The sequence below is a fragment of the Nitrospira sp. Nam74 genome (assembly GCF_965152615.1).
This window is the reverse complement of sequence record NZ_OZ224220.1, coordinates 4,471,227-4,484,198: the sequence shown is the minus strand read 5'-3', so window position 1 is coordinate 4,484,198 and position 12,972 is coordinate 4,471,227. Positions and strand designations below refer to the sequence as shown.

10 protein-coding genes are annotated in these 12,972 nt (G+C 56.1%); all 10 read left to right on the top strand.

Annotated elements, in window-relative coordinates; all coding sequences use genetic code 11:
- Positions 1 to 61: 61 nt before the first annotated feature.
- The 10 genes from nuoF (at position 62) to ACWHYZ_RS21035 (ending at position 12,869) form a co-directional block, all read left to right on the top strand.
- Entirely contained in the window at positions 62 to 1,369 is a 1,308-nt protein-coding gene (gene nuoF / locus ACWHYZ_RS21080) for an NADH-quinone oxidoreductase subunit NuoF (RefSeq protein WP_447984632.1), read from the top strand.
- Positions 1,370 to 1,447: 78 nt separating this feature from the next.
- Positions 1,448 to 4,117: an NADH-quinone oxidoreductase subunit NuoG gene (nuoG, locus tag ACWHYZ_RS21075; protein ID WP_447984631.1), complete on the top strand. Its 2,670-nt coding sequence runs from the start codon at positions 1,448 to 1,450 to the stop codon at positions 4,115 to 4,117.
- Between the two features lie 75 nt (positions 4,118 to 4,192).
- On the top strand, positions 4,193 to 5,260 hold the full coding sequence (nuoH, locus tag ACWHYZ_RS21070; protein WP_447984630.1) for an NADH-quinone oxidoreductase subunit NuoH: 1,068 nt from the start codon (positions 4,193 to 4,195) through the stop codon (positions 5,258 to 5,260).
- Between the two features lie 74 nt (positions 5,261 to 5,334).
- Entirely contained in the window at positions 5,335 to 5,880 is a 546-nt protein-coding gene (gene nuoI / locus ACWHYZ_RS21065) for an NADH-quinone oxidoreductase subunit NuoI (protein ID WP_447984629.1), read from the top strand.
- A gap of 182 nt (positions 5,881 to 6,062) precedes the next feature.
- Positions 6,063 to 6,587 carry an NADH-quinone oxidoreductase subunit J family protein gene (locus ACWHYZ_RS21060; RefSeq protein ID WP_447984628.1) on the top strand — a complete coding sequence of 175 codons (525 nt, stop codon included), beginning with the start codon at positions 6,063 to 6,065 and terminating at the stop codon, positions 6,585 to 6,587.
- 75 nt (positions 6,588 to 6,662) lie between these two features.
- On the top strand, positions 6,663 to 6,965 hold the full coding sequence (nuoK, locus tag ACWHYZ_RS21055) for an NADH-quinone oxidoreductase subunit NuoK (RefSeq protein WP_447984627.1): 303 nt from the start codon (positions 6,663 to 6,665) through the stop codon (positions 6,963 to 6,965).
- Between the two features lie 13 nt (positions 6,966 to 6,978).
- Positions 6,979 to 8,877 (top strand): NADH-quinone oxidoreductase subunit L, encoded by a 1,899-nt coding sequence (gene nuoL, locus ACWHYZ_RS21050; protein ID WP_447984626.1) that lies wholly within the window; start codon positions 6,979 to 6,981, stop codon positions 8,875 to 8,877.
- Positions 8,878 to 8,979: 102 nt separating this feature from the next.
- Positions 8,980 to 10,521 carry an NADH-quinone oxidoreductase subunit M gene (locus tag ACWHYZ_RS21045; RefSeq protein WP_447984625.1) on the top strand — a complete coding sequence of 514 codons (1,542 nt, stop codon included), beginning with the start codon at positions 8,980 to 8,982 and terminating at the stop codon, positions 10,519 to 10,521.
- Positions 10,518 to 11,999: an NADH-quinone oxidoreductase subunit N gene (locus tag ACWHYZ_RS21040; RefSeq protein WP_447984624.1), complete on the top strand. Its 1,482-nt coding sequence runs from the start codon at positions 10,518 to 10,520 to the stop codon at positions 11,997 to 11,999. The genes ACWHYZ_RS21045 and ACWHYZ_RS21040 overlap by 4 nt, the downstream gene beginning before the upstream one ends.
- A 42-nt stretch (positions 12,000 to 12,041) precedes the next feature.
- Positions 12,042 to 12,869: a YihY/virulence factor BrkB family protein gene (locus tag ACWHYZ_RS21035; protein WP_447984623.1), complete on the top strand. Its 828-nt coding sequence runs from the start codon at positions 12,042 to 12,044 to the stop codon at positions 12,867 to 12,869.
- Positions 12,870 to 12,972 lie beyond the last annotated feature (103 nt).

Sequence of the window (12,972 nt, the reverse complement as noted above, 5' to 3'; positions counted from 1 at the left end):
CTGTAAACGCAAAATTACGCAGCATTTTAACTTTGTATTTTTAATATATAGTTCGTAAGCCATGGCGAAGTACGAAAAAATTCTGATGAAAAATATGGAGATCCCCGGCTACACGGGGTCGCTGGCGGACTACGAGCGTGCCGGCGGCTATCAAGCCTTGCGGAAAGTGTTGGGCAAGGTGCCGCCGGCCGAGGTCACAGACATCGTGAAGAAGTCCGGGTTGCGCGGGCGCGGTGGCGCCGGATTCCCCACCGGGGTCAAATGGGGATTTCTCCCGAAAGAATACGAGGGCCCCAAGTATCTCTGCTGCAATGCAGACGAAAGCGAGCCCGGCACATTCAAGGATCGTCAGTTGATCGAGCGGGACCCGCATCAAATGATCGAGGGCATGCTGATCGCCTGCTATGCCATCGGAGCCGGGACAGCCTACATCTACATCAGGGGCGAGTTTGTCCTGGGTGCGCAAATACTGAACCGGGCGCTGGCTGAGGCCCGAGCAGCAGGGTACGTCGGGCGGGATATCTTGGGAATGGGCACTTCAATTGATATTTGGGTGCATCGAGGAGCGGGCGCCTATATTTGCGGCGAAGAGACGGCGCTTTTGGAATCGCTCGAAGGCAAGCGAGGGCTTCCCCGTGTGAAGCCGCCGTTTCCAGCGACCCATGGCCTCTATAACAAACCGACGGTTGTCAACAATGTCGAGACGCTCGCGAATCTGCCGCACATCCTGAATCGGGGCGCCGAATGGTTTGCGGGCATTGGATCGCCGCCGAAAAGCACCGGTACTCGCCTCTTTTGTGTCAGCGGACATGTGAAGCGGCCAGGAAACTTCGAAGTCCCGATGGGGATTACGCTGCGTGAACTGATTTTCGAGCACGCCGGCGGGATGCGATCCGATAAGCCGTTGAAGGCCATCATTCCCGGAGGGGCTTCCGCGCCCTTTTTTACGCCGGAGCATCTCGACGTCAAATTGGACTTCGAATCGGTTGCGCAGGCCGGGTCGATGCTCGGCTCAGGCGGGGTGACGGTCATGGAAGAAGGGACGAGCATGGTATGGGCGGCCTTGCGCTTGATGGAGTTTTTCTATCATGAGTCCTGCGGCAAGTGCACGCCATGCCGGGAGGGCAGCTCATGGCTGGTCCAAACGATGCGCCGGATCATCGATGGCCGTGGGCGGAAAAGCGACCTTGAAACCCTCGCAGAGCTGTGTCAGAACATTGCCGGTCGAACCGTCTGTGCCTTCGGCGATGCCGAGGTCGCCCCGATCATGAGCACGTTGAAATATTGGCGGCATGAATACGAGGAATTGATTCAACAAGCGGGAGTGCCGGAGTTGATTCAGCTTGAGCCCGCGAGTGCGAGACACTAAAGGCATGTGCTGATTGACCAGCTAGTGATCGGCGAAGCGAATCCGAGGCACGACTAATCACCACATTAAACAGTTCAGATGCCGGGTACTACAGACAGCGACACAGTCAGAGTCACGATCGACGGCCAAACATTGACCGTCCCGAAGGGGACGTTGGTGATTGAAGCCGCGCGTCAGGCCGGGGTGATGATCCCCCATTTCTGTTATCACCCGAAATTGAAGCCGGATGCGAACTGCCGGATGTGCCTGGTCGAGATCGAGAAGGTGCCGAAACTGCAGACTTCCTGTAGTACGCCGGTTGCCAACGGCATGGTCGTGCGAACGGCCACGACGGTCGTGAACGACGCCCATAAATCCGTGCTCGAGTTCATACTCGCGAATCACCCGCTTGATTGTCCCGTCTGCGATCAGGGCGGACGATGCGACCTGCAAGATTTCTCCCATCAGTATACGCCCACCACGAGCCGGTTCATCGAAATCAAGCGCGTCTTTCAAAAAGAGTACTTCAGCCCCTTGATTGAAAAAGAAATGAACCGCTGTGTGCAGTGTCTGCGCTGTGTGCGCTATTGCGATGAGATCATGGACGTGAAGGCCTTGGCGCCCGTTGGACGCGGGACCATGACGGAAATCAAGCACTTCGCCACGCACGAATTAGATTGCGAGTTTTGCGGCGGATGTGTGCAGATTTGTCCCGTCGGCGCCATCACAAGTCGGCTCTCCATGTACGAGTTCAGGCCCTGGATGCTGAAGCGCGCCGATACCATCTGCACCTATTGCGGCGACGGGTGTCGGATTACGGTGCAGACCAAAAACAATCAGCTGATCGAAGTCAATGCTGCGCATGGGGCCGGCCGCAATAATGGTGACCTCTGCCCACGGGGGTTCTTTGGCTATCACGTCAGCACGCATCCCGACCGCCTTACCCAGCCGATGATTCGACGAAACGGCGTCTTGGTGAGGGCCACGTGGGAAGAGGCGCTCGAGTATGTCGCAGAGGCCTGCATCAATCTCAAGCTGAAGCACGGTCCGCAGGCCTTCGCGGGTCTCATCACGTCCCGCTGCACCAACGAGGATCTGTACGTCTTTCAAAAGTTCATGCGCCTCGCAATCGGGACGAATAACATCGACAGCAGCGCGCGGTATGGGCATGTCAACGGCGTGCGGGCGCTCCGACGGGTTCAAGGGACGCATCGGTGGACGGTCACCTTCGAGGACATCGTGTCCGCCCATGCGTTGTTGTTGGTCGGAACCAATGTGACGGAAACCAATCCGATTACCGGGCTCAAGATCAAAGAAGCCGTCAAAAAGCATGGCGCGTCCTTGTTGACCATTGAAGCGCTTGTTCCCGCAGTCGGTAAGATCAGTAACATCGCGAATCTTTCGACCCACGATTTTGCAGGCCATCCCGATCAGTTCGGCACGATGGTGCTTGCATTGATCAAAGCCGTGATTGAGGAGAACCTCGTCGATTCGGAACTCACGCGGCAGGCCCCGGGCTACGTTCGAGGGGTTACCGACGCGCTTGGAGTCATTTCATGGGACTCGATTGAAACGGCGACGGGTAGAGCCTCGGTGGCCTGGCGAGACGCCGCTCGCGTCTTTGCGCAGGCGAAGCGGGCCATCATCGTCGTCGGGCAAGGCATCCTGCGCCATCCTGGCGGATCCGGTATCACGACGAATCTGCTGGATCTCTTGCTGTTGACCGGTCACCACGGCCGGCGTGGATGCGGGTTGGCCATCCTCGCTGAAGAGAACAACGATCAGGGCGCCGTCGAAATGGGGGCCGTCGTCGAGTTCCTGCCGGGTCCAAGTGATTTGACTGACCGCCAAGCGCGCGAACGTCTCGCTGGTTTGTGGAAAGAAGAGTTGCCGCAAGGGGCCGGTCACACGCTGACGGGGATTCTTCAAGAGGCCAAGAAGGGCGCCGTCAAGGCGCTCTATATCGTCGGAGAAAATCCAGTCGGATCGTTGCCCGCATCAGCAGGCGCAAAGGAAGCGTTGCAGCAGTGTGAATTGGTCGTGTGTCAGGAGCTGTTTATGACGGAGACCGCGGCACTGGCGCATGTGGTGTTACCGGCGGCCTCCTATGCCGAGAAGGACGGTACTTTCACGAATACTGAAGGCTTAGTCCAGCCCGTAAGGAGGGCAATCGATATGATTGGGGAGAGCCGTCCGGATTGGGAAATTCTGTCGGCCCTCTCAGTGTTGATGGGCTACCCCATTGAGTATGGAGATGCCAAGGAAATTTTCAAAGAAATCCGATCCGTCATTCCAGGCTATGCCTTATTAGGCCCCGTGCCGACGCCCCCGAGGCCGGACGCCGCCGTCGTCAACCACTATCTTGAAAGCGGCTATGCCGAAGATCAGGCCAGTCGCTATGGCCTCCAGAGCCGTACAGGCAATGCGAAGAGTTTCACCCTCGTCTTGTCGCAAAGCTTGTTCCATTCCGGAAAGTTTTCGACGCGGGCCAAGGGATTGCTCCAGGTGGAAGCGGACGGAAAACTGGCCCTGAATGCGATCGATGCCGGCACGCTGAATATTGTGGAAGGTGATCGCGTTCGCGTGACAAATGAGCGCGGCGAGATGACCGCGACCGTGACCCTGCGTGATCGGCTTCCTGAGGGCTTGGTCACGTTCCCTGAGCATTTTGATGAGCAAGCACTATCACTGATGCCGCTGACCATTGATGACCGAACCGGAGTGCCATATTACAGGGCGGCGTCTGTCACGATCGAACGCGTGGCGTAGCAGGGTATTCGTTATACGTTCCACAAGGGCTTGCGCTCACGAATGACGATTCACGTTTAACGGAGTGAGACCGAGATGACTGAAATCGGGTTAAGAGCGGCGATATCGGTGGCGCAGATCGCGGCCGTGATGGGCGTCGTGATGTTGACCGTGATGATTTTGACGTTGGCCGAACGTAAAGTGCTGGGCTGGATGCAGGATCGGATGGGCCCCATGGAGGTCGGCCCGTATGGCATCCTGCAGCCCATTGCGGACGGGTTAAAACTCTTCTTTAAGGAAGATATTGTCCCCGCGGGCGCCAATAAGTTTTTGTTCAGTCTCGCGCCGATCCTCGCCCTCGTTCCTGCCCTGATCGGGTTTGCCGTGATTCCGTTCGGTCCAAACGATGCCATTGAGATATTCGGCCTTCAGGTCAAACCCTTCATTGTGAGCGATATCAATATCGGTATTCTGTACGTGCTCGCGTTTGCCTCGATCGGAGCCTACGGCATTATTCTGGGTGGTTGGGCCTCGAACAGCAAATACTCACTTCTCGGCGGGCTTCGGTCCGCGGCACAGATCATCAGTTACGAACTCAATGTCGGTCTGGCCATTGTCGGAGTCATCTTATTATCCGGATCGCTGAGCCTGGTCAAAATCACGGAAGCGCAATCCGGGTGGTTTTGGAATTGGTTCGTGATTGCGCTCCCGTTTCCACAGATCTTCGCCTTCGTGGTCTATGTGATTTCATCCGTGGCGGAGACCAATCGGCTTCCCTTCGACCTGCCGGAAGCGGAGAGCGAACTCGTGGCCGGATTTTTTACCGAATACAGCGGTATGCGGTTCGCGTTCTTTTTCATCGCCGAATACGCCAATATGATTCTGGTGTCGTGCATCGCCGCCATTTTGTTTCTCGGGGGGTGGAACGCGCCGGCTCCCTTCCTGCAGTTCAACGGCTCGTTGGCGCATTTGGCGTGGCTGTCTGGTATTTTCTGGTTTACGGTCAAGGTCTATTTCTTCTTGTTCCTGTTCTTCTGGTTGCGCGCCACTCTTCCGCGGCTGCGCTACGACCAATTGATGCGATTCGGGTGGAAGGTCATGCTTCCCATCGCGCTGGCGAATATTTTGATCACCTCGATTTTGGCCTATATTTTCCCGAGGTGAAGCAGGGAAGCTGTCAGCCCTCGGCCCTCAACGAAGAAAGAGGTGTCGGAAAGCTGACCGCTGAAAGCTAAGAAATGAAAAAGTTCAAAGCCTGGCTGAAGACCATTACGTTTTATGAAATTCTCGTCGGGATGCGGGCGACGATGAAGCATCTTTTGAATTACAAGCCGATCACCTTGCAATATCCCCACGAGAAGCGGACGTTGCCGGATAGCTATCGCGGCATGCTGGCGCTCCTTCGCTATGATGATGGGACGGAGAAGTGCGTCGGCTGCGATCTGTGCGAGGCGGCGTGTCCGTCGCGGGTCATCCGTGTTGTCAGTTCAGAGGTTCCGGGCGAGCCCACGAAACGATTTGCCAAAGAATATTACATGGACATGACCAGGTGCCTTTTTTGCGGGCTGTGTGTGGAGGCGTGCCCCGTCGACGCCCTCGGCATGACGCGTGAGTTCGAGTGGTCTGTCTACGACAAGCGCCAGCTCCATCTGAATAAACAGCAACTCCTGGCGATCGGGGATCGATCGTATCCCGTGCGTGAGAAGAGACTGGAACTGCAGCACCCCAACGTCGCCTTCTTCAACGTCGCCTATAAAAATCTCCCCCAGAAAGCATCTGGCTAGCTCGGATTATTCATGAACACCTACTACGGCAACCGATTCCTTCGCCCGGCGCGCCTTTTTTCGCTCGGGCTCCTCAGCGTACCGCAGAGAGTACGCCTGCGTCGCTCTCACTGGCGAGAAACCACGGCGGGCTTCGGCCTCGTCCGCCTCGCTACGGCATTCATGGATAATCAGAGCTAGTTGTGGCGACGCTTTTCTTCTCTTATTTCGCCGGCGTCATCGTGCTGACCTCTATTCTCGTGGTCGCGTTGCGCAACCCTGTTCAAAGTGCACTGGCCCTGCTCATCATGTTTTTTCATGTCGCCGGGCTGTACGTGACGCTCCATGCGGAATTTCTGGCCGCTGTACAAATCATCGTCTACGCCGGGGCTATCTTGGTCTTGTATCTTTTCGTGGTGATGCTGCTGAACGTCAAGCGGGATGAGCGCTATCATGCGCAATATCCAGTGGGTGCCTTGCTGGGCGTGACAATTCTCACGGAAGCGCTGTTGCTGGTCGTGCAACACAGCTTTTCGAGAGACACAGCAACAGCAGATTTAGGAGTGTCGGATGGCAGGCAGGCCGTCGACGGGAATACTGAAACGATTGGAGAGGCACTGTACTCCACCTATCTGTTTCCGTTCGAAGTGGCATCCCTGATCCTGCTCGTCGCCATGATCGGGGCCATTATCCTGGCAAAGCGGGACCTCTTCGAGGCCCGCCATTAACAATGAAGTTCAATATGAAAAATGAGGAGATGAAAGCCAAATTTTTCGTTCTTAATGTTTAATTTGGCATTGGCTATGGTTCCCCTGAGCTACTACATCATCCTCAGCGCGATCGTGTTTACCACGGGTTTGGTCGGAGTGCTGATCCGTCGCAACATCATCATTATCCTGCTCTCCATCGAACTCATGTTGAACGCGACGAACATTAACTTCGTGGCATTTTCCCGCTATCTCGGAAATGTATCCGGACAGGTCTTCGTCTTTTTTGCGCTCACGGTAGCCGCCGCGGAAGTGGCCGTTGGGTTAGCCATCATCATTGCCCTGTATCGGAGCAAGTCCAGCATCAATGTCGATGAATTCCAGCTCCTAAAATGGTGATGGGCCAAGCCTGATGGACGCCGTCTTGTATAAATCGATTCCACTTCTGCCGTTTCTGGCATTTCTTGTCGTGGGCCTGGGCGCTCATTGGATCAAATCGCGCGCACATCTCATTGCCGTGCCTGCCGTTGTAGGCTCGCTGCTCTTATCTATCCTCGCGCTGCTTGAAACCGCCGGTGGAAAGAATATTTCCATCCCGCTCTACAGCTGGATGACCTCCGGCGATCTTCACATCGAGTTGGGACTCTATGTCGATCGACTCACGGCCGTGATGCTGGTGTTGGTCACGACCGTCAGCTCGCTCGTTCACATTTACACCATCGGCTACATGCAGGGAGACAAGGGGTACGCCCGTTTCTTTGCCTACATTGCGCTCTTTACCTTCTCGATGCTCATGCTCGTGATGGCGGACAACTTTCTGCAACTGTTCGTCTTTTGGGAAGCGGTCGGACTGTGTTCCTATCTGTTGATCGGCCATTGGTATGAACGGGACTCCGCTCGAGCGGCCGCGACGAAAGCGTTTATTGTCAATCGTGTCGGCGATTTCGGCTTTCTCCTCGGTTTGCTGTTGATCCTTTATACGTTCGGCTCGCTTGAGTATCGGCATGTTTTTGCCCAAACGCCCGATTTCGCGGGAGCGACGACCAATCTTTTGGCGCCCTTCGGCGGCAGTTGGGAAGTTTCGACCTTAACCCTTATCTGCGTGCTGCTCTTTATCGGCGCCATCGGCAAATCGGCCCAATTCCCGCTTCACGTCTGGCTGCCCGATGCGATGGAAGGCCCCACGCCGATCTCGGCACTTATTCACGCCGCGACCATGGTCACGGCCGGCGTCTTTATGGTGGCACGGCTTGCGCCGCTCTATAATGCCTCGCCGACGGCGATGGCGATCGTCGCCGCGACCGGTGCATTTACGATGCTGTTAGGAGCCAGTATTGCGCTGACGCAGAACGACATCAAACGCATTGTCGCCTATTCCACCGTCAGCCAACTCGGCTACATGGTGATGGCGTGCGGCCTCGGGGCGTATACGGCCGGTATGTACCATCTGCTGACCCACGGGGCCTTCAAGGCGTTGCTGTTCCTTGCGGCTGGATCGGTCATTATTGCGCTGCACCATGAGCAGGATATCCGCCGAATGGGCGGGCTGAAAGACAAGTTGCCGACGACCTACTGGACCATGGTGATCGGGTCTCTGGCGTTGGCCGGGTTTCCGTTGACCAGCGGGTTCTTCAGCAAGGACGAAATTTTGGTTGGAGCCTGGGCCGCCGGCTCATTCGGACAGGTTCTGGCGATTCTCGGGCTGATGACCGCGGGCATTACCGCCTTCTATAGCTTTCGCCTCATCTTTGTCGTGTTCTGGGGAAACTCGAGAGTCGACCCCCATCATGCCCGGCACATCCATGAGCCTTCACCGACCATGACGATTCCGCTCGTGGTGTTGGCGGTGCTGAGTATCGCAGCCGGCTACGTCGGGATTCCAAACTTTCTAAACCCCGTGTTCGGCGAGACCGAAGGACATCATGGCCCGGCCTCGCTGGTGATTATGGTGTTGGCAACGCTCGTGGGACTGGCCGGGATCGGTGCGGCCTATGTGGTCTATGTCCAATCTCCATGGCTGGCCGATCGCCTGGCTCATCAATGGCGTCAGGTGTACCAACTATCCCTCAACAAATGGTATGTCGACGAAGTCTATGATCGGCAGATTGTGCAACCGACGTTCCGGCTGGCCGATCGCATGTGGGCGCACATTGATGTGGGAGTGATCGACGGCGCTGTGAACGGTGTGGCGCGCACGATCGCCTGGTGGGGCTGGTTCATGAGGCTGCTGCAAAGCGGCCAAACACAGCACTACGCCCTTGGTATGACGTTGGGAGCGGTCCTAATCCTGACCGCATACCTGTTGTTTTAGTGACGAAAAAGTAAAAGGTAAAAAGAAAAAAGGCCCCAATGTTCATGTTATTGGCTCCACTCTTACATCTGCCTTTTTATTTTTACCCGAGGAGTCCTCGACGTGCTTAGCCTGGTGATTTTCCTGCCACTCGTCGGCGCCGCGCTTCTCTTTGCCGTTCCTAAGACCGCCGTTCGTGCGACTGCGCTCGCCGTCACGGTGATCACGTTCGTCGTGTCGCTGCCGCTGTGGCTTCAGTTTGATCCGCATCAGGCTCAGATGCAATTTGCCGAACGGGCGGACTGGATCAGTATCCCTCCTATTAGTTACAGCGTCGGGGTGGATGGAATCAGCCTGCCGTTGGTCATTATGACGGCCTTTCTGATGCCGTTGTGTGTGCTGGCATCGTGGCGTTCCATTACGGTGCGCATTCGCGAGTTCATGGCCTGTTTACTCATCATGGAAACCGCAATGGTCGGCGTCTTCGCGGCCTTGGACTTTGTCTTGTTTTATGTATTTTGGGAAGCGATGTTGATCCCGATGTACTTGCTGATCGGTGTCTGGGGAGGGCCGAACCGGCTATATGCCGCAATCAAATTCTTCCTCTACACCTTGGCAGGGAGTGTCTTACTGCTGGTTGCTATCATCGTGCTGTACTTCCAAGGCGGCCAAACATTCGACATTCAATTGTTGAGCAAGGTGGAATATCCCACCGTCCTGCAGCAGTGGTTGTTTTGGGCCTTCTTTATCGCCTTTGCCGTAAAAGTCCCGATGTTCCCCTTTCACACGTGGCTGCCGGATGCGCACGTGGAGGCCCCGACGGCGGGCAGCGTCGTTCTAGCCAGCGTCCTGTTAAAGATGGGAACCTATGGGTTCTTGCGGTTCACGCTCCCGCTTTTGCCTGACGCCACGGTGATCTTCACGCCCGTCATGATCTCGCTGTCCGTGGTGGCCATTATCTATGGCGCGTATATGGCGTTGGCTCAGTCCGACCTCAAAAAGCTGATTGCCTATTCAAGCGTAAGTCACATGGGATTTGTCACCCTAGGCATTTTTGTGTTGAACGAACAGGGAATCGAAGGCGCCATCGTGCAGATGGTCAATCACGGTATCACAACCGGAGCCCTCTTCTTATGTGTGGGAATCATCTATGAGCGGACGCACAGCCGCCTCATTATGGATAATACCGGATTGGCGGGGCCGATGCCGCGCTACGCCACGTTCCTCGTCATCTTCGCCTTGTCGTCGCTCGGACTGCCCGGGACCAATAGCTTTGTCGGTGAATTTCTGGTGTTGGTCGGGACGTTCTTTTGGAGCCGCTTTGCGGCGGTCATCGCTTCGCTGGGCATCATTTTGGCCGCCGCATACATGCTCTGGATGGTGCAGCGCGTGGCCTTTGGCGTACCCTCCAAGAGTCAGGCTTCACACCTATCGGATTTGAACTGGCGAGAAATGGCCATGCTGACTCCTTTGGCTGCCCTCGTCTTCTGGATCGGTGTGTATCCGTCGCCTCTTCTGACGCCGATGCACCAGACGGTGAATCGCTTGGTTGAACGGATTGATCACGACAAAGGCGGCCGTCTTGTCGGGTACCGGCCCTTAGAAGAGCCCCTCCTCCCGTCGGGCGTCTCGCCGCTCGCCTATACCCCCGCAGGTTCGCGATGACCTTACCGATCGGCGACCTGCTTGCCATTTTGCCCGAATTAATAGTCGCTGGAACGGCGTGCCTAGTCTTAGCGCTTGACCCCATTACGCCTGCTGGAAAAAAAGACTGGTTGGCCTGGCTGAGTCTCGCGGCTCTCGTCATCTGTATCGGCGTCACGGCTTCGCAGATGGGTGGAGTGGTGTCGGCATTCAGCGATCTCGTCATCATCGATCCATATGCCTGCTTCTGGAAGCTGCTGCTATGCGGAGGCAGCGCGCTCACCATTCTCCTCTCGATGTCTTACTTAAAGGAAGAACGCATCCATCTGGCGGAGTATTACGGCTTTCTCCTCCTGTCGCTTATCGGCATGATGATTATGGTGTCGGCGGCGGATCTTTTGACGATTTATCTGGGTCTCGAACTGATGTCTTTGTGCTTGTACGTGCTCGCCGGATTCAGGCGGGTCGAATCCCGCTCCTTGGAAGCGTCGGCCAAATACTTTGTGCTGGGGGCCTTCTCCTCCGGCATTCTGCTGTATGGCATCTCCCTGCTCTACGGCCTGGCCGGGAGCACCCGTTTGTCGGCGATTGCGGCAGCCACAAATACACTCGGCCTAGACGATCCGGCCATGTTGTTGGCGATGATTCTTTTGGTGGTCGGATTCGGATTCAAGATCGCTGTTGTACCGTTCCATATGTGGACACCGGACGTCTATGAAGGCTCCCCGACCTCCGTCACGGCCTTCATGGCAGTGGCCTCCAAAGTCGCCAGCTTCGCCGCGTTTATGCGCGTCTTCTTGGAAGGGCTGGGCGGGCTCAAGGCGAATTGGGAACTGTTGTTTCTCGTCCTCTGTGTCGCCACGCTGATCTTGGGCAATGTGGTGGCCATCGTGCAAACGAATATCAAACGGATGCTGGCCTACTCAAGCATTGCGCATGCCGGATATGCCTTGATCGGCGTCGTGGTCGCCGGACATGCCGAGGCCGAAAGCAGTGTCCGAACGCTTGGCCTTTCCAGTGTCATGCTGTATCTGGCGGTCTACTCGTTCATGACATTAGGGGCGTTTGCGGTTGTCGCCATGGTGCGCAAGGAAGGTGTCGACGGTGACGACATCGAAGACTTTGCGGGCCTTTCGATGCGGCATCCGGTCGCCGCGTTGCTGATGCTCGTTTTTATGGTGTCGTTGGCCGGCATCCCACCGACCGCCGGCTTTATCGGAAAGTTTTACCTCTTCATGGCCGCGATTAAAGCCGGATTGACCTGGCTTGCTATCGTGGCCGTTGTGCTAACCGCCATCTCGGCCTATTTCTACCTCCGGGTCGTCATGGTCATGTATATGCGGGACCCGAAACCGGTGGGGAGCCGAGCCCCTCGGTTCGTCGCTTCTCCCGCGATGACGGTTGTGTTGGCGTGTGCGCTGGCCGGTGTCGTGCTGTTGGGACTGTTCCCCAATGCTCTCGTGTCGCTGACGACCCAATCAGTTCTGACCTTCAAATAATTGTCCTGATATAAGCCTCATGCTGGATCCGCACTCATTCACGTGATCGCCTTCTTCCGACTGCTCGGCGGAGCCGTCTCCGACTTTCGGCGGCATGGCTGCCCAAGTCTGGCTGGTTCGCTGGCTTACTTTTCACTCTTATCCTTTTTCCCGCTCATCTTTGTTCTCCTCTATGGATTGAGTACGGTGCTGCGGCACCAGGTCGGACATGAACTAATGCTGAACTTTCTGAACGGCTTTCTTCCGGCCCTCGGCCCGAATCTCGCTGAAGAGATTAAACGGGTGGCGGGGATCGAGGCCGTCCGGTGGGTCATTGTGGTGACGGCGATCTGGTTCGGCATGCAGGTGTTCTATGAGATGGACTACGCTGTGAACGTCGTCTTTGGGACGCAAAGAAAACGTCATCCTCTCCTGTCGGCCGCCATGTCGGCCGCCCTTGTCGGGTTGGTAGGGCTCCTGCTACTTCTGTCCTATTTAGTCACCCAGATATTAGGGCTGCTGGTGCTCTATGCCCCTCGTATGGGAAAACTTGATGTGGCCGCCGTCGTCGCCTACCGATTTCTCCTTTCCTATCTCCTTCCCTTCGGTATTGTGCTCATCGCTGTGGCGGGTCTCTATCGTTATTTGCCGCAACGGCGCCCTCCTTGGCGCCACGCGTTTATCGGTGGCTTGATCCTGGCCATACTCTGGGAGATGGCCAAACATTTGTTCAGTAACTATGTCACCACTCTGGCCGTGTACAGCCGGTTGTATGGCTCCCTCCTGTTTGTTGTCCTCTTTCTGCTGTGGATCTATTATTCGGCCACCTTGTTTCTCTTCGGGGCCGAAATTGTGCATCGCCTCCAACAGGGCCGAGACCGGCAATCTTGACTCTCATTGCTATCGTAGTGCCGGCGAAACTTTCATTTCCATTGTGTAGGACGTCCGTGACCCTCTACTTGATTCATGCAGCGATATCGCAGAATATCACCAT